The 14,398-nt window shown below is 58.0% G+C and carries 11 protein-coding genes; 5 read left to right on the top strand and 6 right to left on the bottom strand.

The window, feature by feature from the left end; genetic code table 11:
• Position 1: 1 nt before the first annotated feature.
• Positions 2–1,549, bottom strand: a complete 1,548-nt coding sequence (locus BW956_RS14455; RefSeq protein WP_076463495.1) for an arylsulfatase — start codon at positions 1,547–1,549, stop codon at positions 2–4.
• 111 nt (positions 1,550–1,660) lie between these two features.
• Here BW956_RS14455 and BW956_RS14450 point away from each other — a divergent pair, with 111 nt between their 5' ends.
• Complete coding sequence (locus BW956_RS14450) at positions 1,661–2,347, top strand: Crp/Fnr family transcriptional regulator (RefSeq protein WP_076463493.1); 687 nt, start codon at positions 1,661–1,663, stop codon at positions 2,345–2,347.
• Between the two features lie 7 nt (positions 2,348–2,354).
• On the opposite strand, the gene BW956_RS14445 is transcribed toward BW956_RS14450, so the two are convergent.
• The 4 genes from BW956_RS14445 to BW956_RS14430 form a co-directional block, all read right to left on the bottom strand.
• Positions 2,355–3,512 carry an L-lactate dehydrogenase gene (locus BW956_RS14445; RefSeq protein ID WP_076463491.1) on the bottom strand — a complete coding sequence of 386 codons (1,158 nt, stop codon included), beginning with the start codon at positions 3,510–3,512 and terminating at the stop codon, positions 2,355–2,357.
• Positions 3,513–3,533: 21 nt separating this feature from the next.
• Positions 3,534–4,466 (bottom strand): 2-hydroxyacid dehydrogenase, encoded by a 933-nt coding sequence (locus tag BW956_RS14440; protein ID WP_076463488.1) that lies wholly within the window; start codon positions 4,464–4,466, stop codon positions 3,534–3,536.
• 56 nt (positions 4,467–4,522) lie between these two features.
• Complete coding sequence (locus BW956_RS14435; RefSeq protein WP_076463485.1) at positions 4,523–5,890, bottom strand: GntP family permease; 1,368 nt, start codon at positions 5,888–5,890, stop codon at positions 4,523–4,525.
• 95 nt (positions 5,891–5,985) lie between these two features.
• Complete coding sequence (locus BW956_RS14430; RefSeq protein WP_076463482.1) at positions 5,986–7,629, bottom strand: fatty acid--CoA ligase; 1,644 nt, start codon at positions 7,627–7,629, stop codon at positions 5,986–5,988.
• Positions 7,630–8,417: 788 nt separating this feature from the next.
• Here BW956_RS14430 and BW956_RS14425 point away from each other — a divergent pair.
• From BW956_RS14425 to BW956_RS14410, 4 genes are all read left to right on the top strand, one after another.
• Complete coding sequence (locus BW956_RS14425) at positions 8,418–9,848, top strand: coniferyl aldehyde dehydrogenase (RefSeq protein WP_076463479.1); 1,431 nt, start codon at positions 8,418–8,420, stop codon at positions 9,846–9,848.
• Between the two features lie 145 nt (positions 9,849–9,993).
• Entirely contained in the window at positions 9,994–11,157 is a 1,164-nt protein-coding gene (locus tag BW956_RS14420) for a glycerol dehydrogenase (RefSeq protein ID WP_076463477.1), read from the top strand.
• Positions 11,158–11,287: 130 nt separating this feature from the next.
• The gene (locus BW956_RS14415; RefSeq protein WP_076463474.1) at positions 11,288–11,875 is read left to right on the top strand and encodes a HupE/UreJ family protein; all 588 of its coding nucleotides are present in this window, start codon (positions 11,288–11,290) and stop codon (positions 11,873–11,875) included.
• Positions 11,875–12,474, top strand: a complete 600-nt coding sequence (locus BW956_RS14410; protein WP_076463471.1) for a HupE/UreJ family protein — start codon at positions 11,875–11,877, stop codon at positions 12,472–12,474. The genes BW956_RS14415 and BW956_RS14410 overlap by 1 nt, the downstream gene beginning before the upstream one ends.
• A 66-nt stretch (positions 12,475–12,540) precedes the next feature.
• On the opposite strand, the gene ilvD is transcribed toward BW956_RS14410, so the two are convergent.
• Positions 12,541–14,397 carry a dihydroxy-acid dehydratase gene (gene ilvD, locus BW956_RS14405; RefSeq protein ID WP_076463469.1) on the bottom strand — a complete coding sequence of 619 codons (1,857 nt, stop codon included), beginning with the start codon at positions 14,395–14,397 and terminating at the stop codon, positions 12,541–12,543.
• Between the last annotated feature and the right edge of the window lies 1 nt (position 14,398).

The raw sequence follows: 14,398 nt of genomic DNA, 5'->3' as shown, positions 1-14,398 counted from the left end.
CTTACTGACCGGCCTGGATGAACTGTTCCATCATCTGGTCAATGGTAAACGTAGCCGGTCGCTGACGCGGCGGGTAGTCCTTGAAGGTGCTGAGGAACTGCTTCATCTTGATCAGGGTGGCCATGCCACGGGCCTGGATCTTGCGGTCCCACCACACCTGATAGGAGTTGGAATCGGTGTCGGCGCGCTCGAACGGGTCCTGGCGCAGGTTGAACACCTTGGGTACACGCAGTTTCACGAAGGGCTCGGCCCAGACATCAAACTTGCGGGCGCGCTGTTCGGCAAACACCAGTTTCCAGTCGCCATCACGCAGCGCCAGAATCTCGCCACCATCGCTGGCATAGACGAAGTCCTTGCGCGGTCCCTGCTCGGTTTCACCGGTCAGGTAGGGCAGGAAGTTGTAGCCATCCAGATGCACATTGAAAGTCTTGCCGTTGGCATCGTGACCATTCAGCAGCTTCTGCTTGATATCCGGAACACCGGCGGCAGCCATCAGAGTCGGTACCCAGTCCTGGTGTGACATGATGTCGTTGGAGATGCTGTTGGCTTCCACCTTGCCCGGCCAGCGGACAACCGCCGGGACACGGAAGCTGCCTTCCCAGTTGGTGTTCTTCTCACCACGGAAGGGGGTGATACCGGCATCAGGCCAGTGGTTGTAGTGCACACCATTATCAGTGGTGTAGATCACGATGGTGTTGTCGGCGACACCCAGATCATCCAGCTTGCTCAGCAGTTGGCCCACCTGGCCGTCATGCTCGACCATGCCGTCGTTGTAGAAGCCCTGACCGGACAGGCCGCGAGTCTCGTCCTTGATATGGGTGTAGTAGTGCATGCGAGTGGAGTTGAACCAGACGAAGAACGGCTGTTCCTTGTTGTGGGCTTTCTCCATAAAGTTCAGAGAGGCCTGCAGGAACTCTTCGTCGATGGTTTCCATGCGCTTGGTATTCAGCGGGCCCAGGTCTTCGATCTTGCCGTCAGCGGTGGATCGAATCACCCCGCGCGGTGTGATCAGAGACTGCAGTTGTGGATCTTCAGGCCAGGCTGGATCTTCCGGTGCTTCTTCGGCATTGAGGTGGTAGAGGTTACCGAAGAACTCATCAAAGCCGTGGTTGGTCGGCAGAAATTCATCGCGGTCACCCAGGTGGTTCTTGCCGAACTGGCCTGTGGCGTAGCCCAGCGGCTTGAGCAGTTCTGCCAGTGTAGGATCTTCCGGCTGGATGCCCAGCGGAGCGCCGGGAATACCGACCTTGGTCAGGCCGGTACGAATCGGGTGCTGACCGGTAATAAAGGCGGAGCGACCGGCGGTGCAGCTCTGCTCACCGTAGTAGTCGGTAAACATCATGCCTTCATTGGCAATGCGGTCGATATTGGGGGTTTGATAGCCCATCATGCCATGGCTGTATTTGCTGATATTGGTAATACCGATATCATCGCCCATGATGACGAGTATATTGGGGCGCTCTGCTGCAGAGACACCAAGGGGAAGGCAGATCAGGGTGAACCCCAGGAGCATGCGCTTGGCACGCCCGAACAGGCTTCCGGAAATCATCGTATTCTCCTGTCGTCAGCATTGCTGTTATTTGGATTTATGCACAACGCTTTGCACAGCAGTCTACGCCAGGGGTTAAACGTAACACTGTAATCAGAGTAACAATTCAGGATGATTGACGTACTTGAAACCCTGGCCGGATGCCGCGTTTTGGCAGGCCTGCCGGAGGAAGGACTGGAACAGGCCGCACGCATGGCCCGGGTGCTGACGTTTGCGGAAGGGCAGACGATCTATACCAAGGGCAGTTCATCCAAAACGCTGGCCGTGATCGAGTCCGGTGCGGTCAGAATCAATGCCATTAACTCGGCCGGCAAGGAGCTGACGCTGACCATCTGCGGGCCGGGTAACTGGTTTGGCGATGCGGTGTTCTGTGCCGACACTACCCGTGCCTATGGGGCCGTGGCTCACGAACCGACGCGTTTGCTGGAATTTTCCTCGGAAGAGATCAATGCACTGCTGGAGGCTTATCCACAGGGCTATGCCACCATTGTGCGGGAACTGGGTCAGCGCTTGCGTGCTGCATTCACGGTGATCGAAGACGATGCCTTGAGGGGGAACCCGGCGCGGCTGGCGCGGCGCCTGCAGTTTATCGCTGCGTTTCAGTACGGCCGTATCGATCAGCCGGTGTCCCTGCGTCTGACGCAGGAGCAGCTGGGCAATATGCTGGGAATTACGCGGCAGGCCGCCAACCGTGCCATGCAACCTCTGGTGGAACAGGGGTTACTGGAATACCGCTACGGCCAGGTCTATCTGAAAGACCCGGCCGGCCTGGAAGCCTTTCTTTTGGCACAGGAATAAACCCTGTTTAGACGCGCTCTACCAGTTCAGGGGTCAGCTCAGACAGGTTGTTAACGCCCATGAGCGCCATCCCTGTTCTGATCTCGCTCTGAAAGGTGCCCAGCAGGTCTTTAACACCCTGTTCACCCGCTGCCGCCAGGGCATAAATCCAGGGGCGCCCGATCAGTACACCATTGGCACCCAGCGCAACGGCCTTGATTACATCGATGCCGTTGCGGATACCACCATCCAGGTAAATCTCGCACTGGTCACCCACTGCTTCGGCGATGGCCGGCAACTTGACGATGCCTGACGCCACAGAGTCCAGCTGGCGCCCGCCATGGTTGGACACCACCAGGCCATCGGCACCGGCATTCACTGCGGCCTGAGCATCTTCCACTTCCATCACACCCTTAATGATCAGCTTGCCGGGCCAGATGGATCTGAGCCAGGCGATGTCATCCCAGGTGACACTGGAGTCGAACTGGCTGTCGATGAACGCCTTGTATTCGTTCAGGTCATCGGGGTCGGGCACCACATCGCTCAGGTTGCCGATGGTATGGGGCTTGCCCTTGATACCGACGTCGAAAATCCAGCCGGGGCTGGTGGTCAGCTGAGCCGCCTTGGACAGCTTGCTGCGCAGATTGGTGCCGATCATGCCGTTACGGTAGTCGCGCAAGCGCATACCGGGCAGGGGCAAGTCGACCGTGAACACGAGGGTGGTGACGCCAGCCGCTTCGGCGCGCTTGAGCAGTGACTTGATTACCTCGCGGTCGCGCAGCATATACAGCTGGAACCAGATCGGTTTGCCGGTGGCGGCGGTGATCTCCTCTACCGAACAGATACCCAGCGTGGAGCAGGTGAAGGGGATACCCTGGCTGTCTGCTGCGCGTGCACCCTGAGTCTCACCGCGGCGGGCATACATGCCGGCCATGCCCACGGGGGCAAGGGCGACTGGCATGGCTGCATCAAAACCGGCCAAGGTTGTGGCGGTATCGACCTGGTCAACATTACGCATTACCCGCTGCTTCAGACGGAAACGGTCAAAGTCGTTCACGTTGGCAGCCAGGGTAGCCTCTGCGTTGGCGCCTCCATCCAGATAGTCGAACAGAAAGCGCGGCAGTCGACACAGGGCACGGCGTCTGTAATCGTCTACGGTGACCGGATTTACATTGAAGATACTCATGATAAGGGCCCAGCCGGCGGGTTAGTTGCAGACATCCAGGGGGGCGCCCTGTTGCTGGAAATTGGCGATATTCATGCACACGCGGCGGGCCATATCGGCGCGGCATTCCTGCGTCGCGCTGCCGATGTGCGCCAGTAAAGTGACGTTATCGAACGCCATCAGCTCGGGGCTGACCTGGGGTTCAAACTCATACACATCCAGCCCTGCAGCACCCAGTTTGCCGGCCTTGAGGGCATTGATCAGGGCGGCTTCATCGATCAGGGGACCGCGACCAGCATTGATCAGGACGGCACCGGGCTTCATCTTGTCGAAGGCAGCGGCATCGATAATGTGGTGTGTTGCCGGGTTGAGGTCACAGTTGAGCGAGATGATATCGGCTTCGGCCAGCAGCTCATCGCGGGTCTCGCAGAAACGCGCGCCCAGGGTGGCTTCCACTTCGGGTTTGCGGCCGCGGTTGGAGTAGATGATCTCCATGCCAAAGCCCTTGGCACGACGGGCCACGGCTTCGCCAATGGCGCCCATGCCGATAATCCCCAGAGTTTTGCCATGCACACGAATACCGAGCTGACCCATGCCTGATGCCCAGTCTTCGTTGCGCAGGTAGCGCTCGCTGGCACTCAGCTTGCGACAGGCTGCCATCAGTAAAGCCATGGTCAAATCAGCCGTATCCTCAGTGACCACCGGAGTGTTGCTGACCACAATGCCTCGCTCGCGCGCTGCAGGCAGATCGACATGATCCAGGCCTATGCCGATGTTGGCGATCAGCTTAACTGACTCGGGCAGTCGAGCCAGGGTTTCGCCGCGAATCGGGTCCAGCGGCGTGGATACAACGATGTCGCCGGCCGGAATGGACGCGGCGTTCAAATCGATGGTCTCCACGGAGCCAAACTGGCCCAACGCATCCAGCATCGCCTGAGGCAGCGGGCGGGTAACAAGAATGGTCGGTTTACTCATGGTGGTTGTCCTTTTTGTTATGTGAGTCCGGGCATACGACTGCGTTCGTATGCGGGCTAGAGGGAAAAGAAAGCGATCATGGCCACCGTCACCACTACCGGGATAACGACGGTGATAACGCCGATATCCTTGTACGCCTGCTTATGGGTGAGCCCGGTGATGGTCAGAGTGGCGACCACCGTGCCGCAATGGGGCAGGGAGTCGAAGCCACCACTGGCCATGGCCGCGATACGGTGGAGTACCTGCGGGTCCAGTCCCATTTCGATATAGGCCGGTGCCATGGTTTGCATAAAGATCTGCAAACCGCCGGATGCCGATCCGGTGATCGCCGCGACCAGACTGACCGAACTGAAGGCCGACAGCAGTGGCGGCAGATCTGAATTGATCATGGCTGAGGTGAATTCCACAAAGCCGCTGGTGTGGGTGACGATCCCGCCAAAACCGATAACGGCGGCGGTATTGATCAGCGGCATGATGGAGTCATGGGTACCATGGCCCATCACAATCAGCGCATCACGGCGTACATGGGAGAACAGCAGGGCCGCAAAGACAGAGCCGGCCAACAGGGCAATACTGGGCCAGACGATTGGCTGGCTGTTGGCAAAGGTGATCAGGGTTTTCAGCAGTGCCCCCTCGGCCAGTGTGCTCAGATCCATCGACATGCTGATTACGCGGGGCAGGATGATCAGAGAGATCACCAGTACCATCGGCAACAGCGCCAATGCCCAGTGCGGGTAGTCGCGTTCATCGATGGTGGAAATACGATCGCCCGGACCGGGCTCAAAGCCTTCACCGTTGATAATCGCGCGCTTGCGCTCGCGCTCCAGGTACCACATGCCCATCAGGAACATGGCCAGGCCACCAATAATGCCGATCCAGAAACCGGCAAAGAGGTCGGTGCCCAGTGATACCGAGGAGATCACGTTGTGGATGGACGGTGTGCCCGGCAGTGTGGTCAGCGTGAAGGTACCCGCGCCCAGTGCCAGTGCACCGCAAAACAGTCGCTTGGGAATATTGGCTTCTTGCAACAGCTTCAGGCCCAGTGGGTAGATGGCAAAGATCACCACAAAGGCTACAACACCGCCATAGGTGAGCAGAGCACAGGCCAGGGTCGTGATCCACAGGGCACGGTGAGAACCCAGTCGACGGATCAGCGCTACGGCGATGCTGGAAGCCGCATGGCTGTCACCCATAACGCGCCCGAAAATGGAACCGGCGGCAAACAGCAGGAAAAACTTGCCGGCGAAGGTGAAGGCCCCCAGCGGTCCGAAGGCATAGTACTCCGACAGACTGGGCGCGAGCGGCAGACCATTGGTCATAACCACCAGCAGGGAACAGATCAGCGATGACAGGATGATGTTCACCCCGCGCAGCGCCAACCAGATCAGCAGCACAACGCCGCCGATAAGTCCGGCATATTCCATGTCTTATTATTCTCCGATGAGCATGGTTGGAATCTCGAGGTGACGGGCCCCGGTAGCTGTCGGGACCCGGCTGCCGGCAAGACCGGCGTGCGCGATCAGGCTTCGGACAGTTGCGCGCGGATGCGTTTCTTGTCGATCTTGCCAACGCTGGTTTTGGGAATATCGTTAACCAGCTGGATTTTGCGCGGGATGGCCCACTTGTTGATGGTGCCGTCTTCGACGTACTGCTGCAGGTGTGCCTGAATGTTGTCCAGCTCCAGTACATCCGTACGCGGAATAATCATGGCGAAGGGACGCTCGCCCCAGCGTTCATCAGGCACGCCTACTACGCTTACTGAATCCACATCCGGGTGCTGACTGATCAGTCGTTCCAGCTCCAGGGAAGAGATCCACTCGCCACCGGTTTTGATCACATCCTTGATACGGTCCTTGATCTCGACGCAGCCATCCGGGTGCAGCACGGCAATGTCGCCGGTATGCAGCCAACCGTTTTCCCAAAGCTCGGCCCCTTTTTCCGGTTCATTGAGATAGCTTTGGGTCAGCCAGGGTGCGCGTACTACCAGTTCGCCGCTGCTCTTGCCATCGTTGGGTTGAACCTTGCCGTCCGGGGTCCAGATCTGAATATCACACAGGTCCGTGGGCAGGCCTGCCTTGGTACGCCAGCTGATCTGTTCATCTTCAGGCAGGGCACGGCGGTCAGGGTCCATGCGGGTCATGGACATCAACGGGCAGGTTTCGGACATGCCATAGGCGCTGAAGGGTTCGATACCCTGCTCAATGGCCTGCCTGGCCAGGCCAGGAGTCAGCGCGCTGCCGCCAATAATTACCTGCCAGCCGTCAAAATTGGTATCTGCCGCTTCGCTGGACTGCATCACCATCTGCAAAATGGTGGGTACACAGTGGGAGAAGGTGACCTTCTCTTCACGGATGAGGCGAGTCAGGTTATTGGGTTCATAGCGCAATGGGTAGATCTGCTGAACCCCCATCATGGTTGCAACATAGGGGATGCCCCAGGCGTGTACATGGAACATGGGTGTGATCGGCATGTACACGCTTTCATGGTTCATCAGAGCACGTTCGTTGTTGTTCGACTGCAGCGCATTCACCATGTTGAGGGTGTGCAGTACCAGCTGGCGGTGTGAGAAGAACACGCCTTTGGGGTTGCCGGTGGTTCCCGTGGTGTAGAAGGTGGTAGCGATGGAGTTTTCGTCGAAGTCCGGGAAGTCGTAGTGGGTGTCGGACTGGGCCAGCAGCGCTTCGTACTCGCCCAGGGAATCGAATTCCGAAGAAGTGACCTGAGCGTCATCGGTCAGTTGAATGTAGCCCTTGACCGTTTTCAACTCATCCTTGATGCCATCGATAATGGGGACAAAGTCGTCATGGACCAATACCAGGTCATCCTCGGCATGGTTCATGGTGTACAGAATCTGCCCCGGCGACAGGCGAATGTTTACGGTATGCAGAATGGCACCGACCATGGGGACGGCAAAGAAACATTCCAGATAACGATGGCTGTCCCAGTCCATGACCGCGACCGTATCGCCCGGGCCAATACCGGCGGCTTTCAGAGCGTTTGCCAGGCGGCAGATGCGCTGGTTGAACTCGGCGTAGCTGAAACGATGAGGGCCGGACACGATCTCGTTGCCGGTTTCAAAACGTTGCTGGGAGGTCAGCAGCTGTTTGATCAGCAGAGGGTAGTGATAGGCAGAATCTGCAGATTGTAGAATTTTTGTAGCCATCGGTATGTCTCGTTTCTAGTTATTTTGATCGACAGTTCCCCGTCAGGACGGGCTGTCAAAAGCCTGTGCGAAGCGATGCGGAACCGATTTCAAATGCGGTAGCGATCAGCTCGCTACAAACAAGACAGGGCGGGGCAGCAGCAATACAGTGCTGTTGCGGGTGCAGAGTGAAAGGACGATGCCCTTCATTGGGTCTGGTGCCTGAAACTTGTTATTTGAATGGTTGCTTCAGCATTCAGTGTTGTAGGAATAGTGCGAGAGCAGGGCCTGAGCTGCTTGACATAAACCGCACGGGTTTTGACATTAGACGACAGGCTCCTTGTTGCTGCAGTAGTGCAGTGAAAGGGGCAGGAGTGCAGCCAGGAGTAAAGCTGGACTAGCGCATAGGCTCAATTTGGATGACGTTATTTGTCAAATCTGCAACGTATACTGTCAAGCTGCTGGGGTGGGGCTCTTTTAGGCTGTCAGTATCGAAATAGCCGATTAACAGGTTGTTGAAAAATGTTATCGAGGCAGTTGAGGCTAGCGGAACGCCGCCCGAGCCAAAACAGGCGAAAAAGCGCAGTTTAGTGGACTAAATGAGCATTTTGAGACTGTTTTTAACGAAGCATTCGGCAACGTAGATAGATTTTCGACGGCCTGTTAAAGCGCTGGGTCATTGGAGTGGCGCTGGACAGAGGGCTGTAGTTGTTGCTCCTCAAGTCCCGCCATTGTGTCGATCAAGTGCCGGTGCGCAGGCGTAAGCCCGTGTTGGAACACTGACAGTTAGAATAAATATAGAGGTCATCATGACAAGTGCCGCACCCATTCTCAATCAGGAAGTAAGCCGGATTGATCAGGTCTTTGAAAAGCAACGCCGCGCATCCCGCGAGAAGCCCTATCCCAGCTATCAGGAGCGCATTGACGCTCTGAACAAGATCGACAAGATCCTGATGGAGAACCAGGACGAAATCTGTAAAGCGGTGAATGCCGATTACGGTAACCGCAGCCACCAGGAGACCAAGCTGCTGGAAGTGGCGCAGATGGTCAGCTCCGTGGCCTATCACAAGAAGCACCTCAAGGCCTGGATGAAGCCGGAAAAACGCCATGTAGGCATCAGCTTCCTGGGCGCCAAAAACCGGGTTATCCCCCAGCCCAAGGGCGTTGTGGGTGTGGTCAGCCCCTGGAACTACCCGCTGGGTCTGGCGATCGGCCCGGCCATCGCGGCACTGGCGGCCGGTAACCGCGTGATCGTAAAAATGGCGGCCAACTCACAGAATTTGTGCCGTCTGCTGGATAAGCTGGTGTCCGCCGAATTCAGTGACGACCAGTTTGCCGTGATTCCTGGCGTGCGTGCCAGTGCCTTTACCGACCGCCCCTGGGACCACTTTGTCTTCACCGGTTCACCGGCGACCGGCAAGGTTGTCATGGAGACAGCCTCCAAATATCTGACCCCTGTTACCCTGGAATTGGGTGGCAAATCGCCGACCATCGTTGCCAAGGATTACGACCTGCGCATCGCTGCCGAGCGTCTGCTGTTCGGCAAGTTCGTCAACTGTGGCCAGACCTGTACTGCACCGGATTACCTGTTCCTGCCGCGTGGCGCTGCCGACGAATTCATCAAGCACGCCAAGGATGTCCTCAACGAGCGTTATGGCACGGCTGACTCGCCTGACTTTACCTCACTGATCGATGATACCGCGTTCCAGCGCATCACCGACACGGTTGAAGATGCCACCAGAAAGGGTGCCAAGTCCGTCCAGCTGGTGGCCAAGGGGCAGCCCAACGCGGAAAGCCGCAAGTTCCCGCCCACCGTGGTGCTGGATGTCAAAGAAGACATGCTGATCATGCGCGACGAAATTTTCGGCCCGCTGCTGCCGATCAAGCTGTACGACAGCCTGGATGAAGTGATCAATTACATCAATGCCGGCGAGCGTCCGCTGGCGCTGTACCTGTTCACCAATGATAAACAAACCGAAGACAAGGTGCTTTTCAACACCCTGTCCGGTGGTGTTTCCATCAACGATACCCTGCTGCATGTGGCTCAGCATGATATGCCATTCGGCGGTGTGGGTAACTCGGGTATGGGGCACTACCACGGTAAGGAAGGCTTCCTGGAATTTTCCAAGATCCGTCCTGTATTCAAGCAGGCGAAGAAGTCCGGCATCCTGATGTTGGCACCGCCCTACGGCGAGCGCTTCGACAAGATGATGAAGCTGATGCTGAAATTCCGTCTCTGATCCGATGACGGACAGTCAGTCGCATTTCTGCCACTGACTTTATCCGGCAGATCCGCATCCCTGCGGGCTGCCGCTATCCAGATGATCTTTTCGGCTGGTCACTACCGCTATTCCTGGACCAGCCGAACCTGCCAGGAGTGATCCCATGTCAGATCAGCAGACGCCAGCGGTGCTGCCGCGCGCCTTTCGCACCACTCCGCGTTACATCCAGGCTGCCGGCCTGGTTGATAATGCGGCTGAGCCCTTGGCTCAAATGCAGATCAAGCGTTGCGCCATTTTGTGTACGCCCCGAAGCCAGCGAGGTGAAGCCAAGCGACTGATCGCGTCTCTCGACCGTGCGGGCATTGAAGCCTATGTCACCACTTTCGGTGGCGAGTGTTCCTTTGAGGAAATTGATGCCCGTGTGGCCGAACTGAATGAGCAGGGCCGCTTTGATGCCTTGATCGCACTGGGTGGCGGCAAACCCCTGGACGCAGGCAAGAGCATTTCGTCGCGCCTGGAGGTGCCGGTGGTGATCATGCCGACTCTGGCGTCAAACGATGCTCCCTGCTCAGCTATTTCCGTGATTTACACACCTGAAGGTGCGACCGAGACCTTCGAGGTGATGAAAGATAATCCGGCTCTGGTCATGGTGGACACCGAGATAGCAGCCAAGGCGCCGCCCCGTTACCTGGTGGCCGGCATGGCCGATGCCATGGCGACCTGGTATGAAGCCCGCGCCTGCCAGAAGAACCCGATGGGCGTATCACCCTATGGCACACGTCCCACCCTGGCGGGTATGGCGTTGTCAGAAAGCTGTGCCGATATTCTCTATGCACAGGGGGCTGCTGCCTTGGCGGCTGTTAAAGACCAGCAGGTGAACGAGGCGGTTGAGGATATCGTTGAAGCCAACACGCTGCTCAGTGGCGCCGGTTTTGAATGCACCGGCGTGGCCGGTGCCCATGCGCTGGCTCAGGCGCTGACGCTGCTGCCGCATGTGGACCACAACTACCTGCATGGTGAAATGGTCGCCATCGGCATTCTGGCCCAGCTGATGCTGGAGAATGATCAGGCAGAAGCCGAGCGTTGTGCGCGCTTCTTTGCCGAGGTGGGCCTGCCGGTGAGCTTTGCCCAGATCGGCTTTTCACTGGAGGATGAAGCTTCGGTCGCGACCGCCATCGAAGGTACCCTGGGCTTCCCGTTTATCGCCAACATGCAGGAAGAGGTATCGGATGCCAGCCTGCGCAAGGCGTTTGCCGAGGTTGAGCAACTGGGCAGCACTTTGATCAGCGAGTTGGGCGATCAGCCCTACCGTGATCTGCATGGTTGATGCCGCAGTCAGAACGAACTAAAACTGATTTTTATACACAGGCTCGGTGGTATATCGAGCCTTCTTCTATGGGGTTGCTGGCGCTTGCATCCGGCAGCTGTCTGGCCCCTGGCGAATAAGGATATTGGCAATGAAATCCCTTTCTACACTTATGCTGGCGACCGCGTTTATGGCCCTGGCCGGTCCTGCCTATGCACACTCTGAAGCTGGGCTTGCAGGTGGCTTTCTCAGTGGCTTGATGCATCCGGTCTTCGGTTGGGATCATGTGGCTGCCATGGTGGCGGTCGGCCTATGGGGCGCGTTTCTGGGCAGTCCGTCGATCTGGTTGTTACCGATTGTCTTTCCGCTGGTGATGGCGATGGGCGGTGCATTGGGCGTACTGGGTGTGCCTCTTCCTGCGGTGGAAACCGGCATTGCACTCTCGGCACTGGTGCTGGGTGCCATGGTGGCCCTGGCCGTTCGGCCTCCCATCGTTGTGGCTGCGGTGATTGTGGGGGCCTTTGCCATTTTTCATGGTCATGCCCATGGCACCGAACTGCCGCACTCTGCAAACGCGCTGACTTATAGCATCGGCTTTGTGCTCTCCACCGGTCTGTTGCACCTGTCCGGCATTTTGTTCGGCTTGTTGATCCGCATCCCTGGAGGCAAGCTGGCGGTACAGACCGGCGGTGGCCTTATTGCGCTGTCCGGTGTCGGTTTCCTGACCGGCATGCTCTGATGCCCCTAAGGCTACTTGCGACTGCAGCGACTCTGTTGCTGGCGCCAGGGACGGCGCAGGCACACAGCGCCATCCAGGGAATAGGGACCTTCTACAACGGCATTTTGCACCCTCTGGTCGTACCGGCACATTTGCTGTTGCTGTTGGCGCTGGGCCTGTTGTTGGCCCAGCAAGGTAGCCGTGACAGTCAGAAGGGGCTGCTGGCGGCCGTTGTAGCGGTTTGGGTCGGCCTGATGCTGTCGCACCTCGCCAAAGCGGATTATCTGACCCCCTTTATTCTCTCCGCGGCTGCTTTGGCTGCCGTACTGGTGGCCATCAGTCGCCCTTTGCCGTTGCCTGTGACCCTGCTGTTTGCCCTTGGTAGTGCCCTGCTGGTGGGTCTGGATTCAGGACAGGATGAACTACAGGGGCGTGAGCAACTCACCATGATGTTCGGCACCGGTGTAGGGGTTACGCTTTTACTGCTCTACTCCACTGCGCTTGGCCATTTGTTCAGCAAGAGGGCCTGGCAACGTATCGGGGTGAGGGTGGTCGGCTCCTGGATTGCGGCCAGTTCACTTATGGTACTGGCGTTGTCCTTGGCTACGTCCACAGTTTGAATACCCCGTAACGCAAAACCGGCCCAGTTGGGCCGGTTGGTCAGTGTATGACGCCTGTTCAGGGCGTTAGAAATTCTCCAGAATTTCCCGGTTACGCACACCACCCTTGTCGGCGCTGGTTGCCAGCATGCCAAAGGCTTTCAGTGACAGGCTGACCTTGCGTGCTCGTGGTGCGCAAGGCTTCCAGGCCTTGAGTCCGCGTGCTTCCATCTGCTGACGTCGCTCAGCCAATACCTCATCGGATACATCCACCCGAATACTGCGGTTGGGAATATCCAGCTTGATGATATCGCCATCTTCGACCAAACCAATCGCACCGCCATTGGCGGCTTCCGGTGAGGTGTGGCCGATCGATAGACCGGAGGTCGCGCCGGAGAAGCGGCCGTCGGTGAGCAGGGCACAGGAGTCAGCCAGACCCTTGGCCTTGATCAGGCTGGTGGGCAGCAACATCTCCTGCATGCCGGGGCCGCCTTTGGGGCCTTCATAGCGAATAATGACACAGGTGCCGGGCTGGATCTCGTCGGCTTTGAGTGCATCCAGTGCCTTGTCCTGGTCGTCAAACACGCGTGCCACGCCTTCGAACTCAAGCATATGCGGCAGTACGCTGGCGGTTTTCACGATACAGCCGTCCTCTGCCAGATTGCCGAAGAGTACGGCCAGGCCGCCTTCCGTGCTGTAGGCATTATCGAGACTGCGTACACAGCCGTTCTCGCGATCACGGTCCAGGCTGTCCCAGCGACAATCCTGACTGAAGGCTTCAGTGGTACGGATACCGGCAGGACCGGCACGGAAAAACTCTTCTACCGCAGCATCTTCGGTGCGGCAGATGTCCCACTGATCCAGAGCGTCGCCAAGGGTGGCGCTGTGTACGGTGCTGACTTGGGTGTTGAGCAGCTTGGCTCGGTCCAGTTCACCCAGAATGGCAAACACGCCGCCGGCGCGATGTACGTCTTCCATGTAGTACTGGTTGGTGGCCGGAGACACCTTGCACAGATGCGGGACTTCTCGGGACAGGCGGTCGATATCGGCCATGGTGAAGTCGATCTCACCTTCCTGCGCGGCTGCCAGCAGGTGCAGGATGGTGTTGGTGGAGCCGCCCATGGCGATATCCATGGTCATGGCGTTGTGGAAAGCATCACGGTTGGCGATATTGCGCGGCAATACGCTCTCATCGCCCTGCTCATAATGACGTCGGGTGATCTCGACGATACGCCGGCTGGCGTCCAGGAACAGCTCACGACGGTCAGCATGGGTCGCCAGCATACTGCCGTTACCGGGCAGGGCAAGACCCAGGGCTTCGTTAAGGCAGTTCATGGAGTTGGCTGTGAACATGCCGGAGCAGGAACCGCAGGTGGGGCAGGCGCTCTGCTCGACTTTGAGCGCCTCGTCCGGGTCAGTGGCGGGGTTAACACCCGCAACGTAGGCATCGACCGGGTCGATACGCAGTACCTGTTCTTTCAACTGAACGCGCCCGGCTTCCATGGGGCCGCCGGAGACAAAGATCGTGGGGATGTTGAGACGCATGGCAGCCATCAGCATTCCCGGTGTGATCTTGTCGCAGTTGGAGATACAGATCAGTGCGTCGGCACAGTGACCGTTAACCATGTATTCCACGGAATCGGCGATAATATCGCGGCTGGGCAGCGAGTAGAGCATGCCGTCGTGGCCCTGGGCGATACCATCATCGATGGCGATGGTGTTGAATTCCTTGGCGATGCCACCGGCTTTCTCGATCTCGCGGCATACCATCTGGCCGATATCCTTCAGGTGGACGTGGCCGGGCACGAACTGGGTGAAGGAGTTTGCGACCGCGATGATCGGCTTGCCGAAATCCTCATCGCACACGCCCGTAGCGCGCCAGAGCGCACGCGCACCCGCGGCCTGGCGACCTTCTGTGGTGGTCTTGGAGCGATAATTAGACATG

It is taken from the genome of Marinobacterium stanieri (genome assembly GCF_900155945.1).
GTDB lineage: Bacteria > Pseudomonadota > Gammaproteobacteria > Pseudomonadales > Balneatricaceae > Marinobacterium > Marinobacterium stanieri.
The sequence above is the reverse complement of the archived record's forward strand: the minus strand, read 5'-3'. Positions and strand labels throughout refer to the sequence as shown.

Bases quoted from the DNA above. Each gene is read 5' to 3' on its own strand.
- BW956_RS14455 (WP_076463495.1), bottom strand. From the start codon at position 1,549: ATGATTTCCGGAAGCCTGTTCGGGCGTGCCAAGCGCATGCTCCTGGGG.
- BW956_RS14450 (WP_076463493.1), top strand. From the start codon at position 1,661: ATGATTGACGTACTTGAAACCCTGGCCGGATGCCGCGTTTTGGCAGGC.
- BW956_RS14445 (WP_076463491.1), bottom strand. From the start codon at position 3,512: ATGAGTATCTTCAATGTAAATCCGGTCACCGTAGACGATTACAGACGC.
- BW956_RS14440 (WP_076463488.1), bottom strand. From the start codon at position 4,466: ATGAGTAAACCGACCATTCTTGTTACCCGCCCGCTGCCTCAGGCGATG.
- BW956_RS14435 (WP_076463485.1), bottom strand. From the start codon at position 5,890: ATGGAATATGCCGGACTTATCGGCGGCGTTGTGCTGCTGATCTGGTTG.
- BW956_RS14430 (WP_076463482.1), bottom strand. From the start codon at position 7,629: ATGGCTACAAAAATTCTACAATCTGCAGATTCTGCCTATCACTACCCT.
- BW956_RS14425 (WP_076463479.1), top strand. From the start codon at position 8,418: ATGACAAGTGCCGCACCCATTCTCAATCAGGAAGTAAGCCGGATTGAT.
- BW956_RS14420 (WP_076463477.1), top strand. From the start codon at position 9,994: ATGTCAGATCAGCAGACGCCAGCGGTGCTGCCGCGCGCCTTTCGCACC.
- BW956_RS14415 (WP_076463474.1), top strand. From the start codon at position 11,288: ATGAAATCCCTTTCTACACTTATGCTGGCGACCGCGTTTATGGCCCTG.
- BW956_RS14410 (WP_076463471.1), top strand. From the start codon at position 11,875: ATGCCCCTAAGGCTACTTGCGACTGCAGCGACTCTGTTGCTGGCGCCA.
- ilvD (WP_076463469.1), bottom strand. From the start codon at position 14,397: ATGTCTAATTATCGCTCCAAGACCACCACAGAAGGTCGCCAGGCCGCG.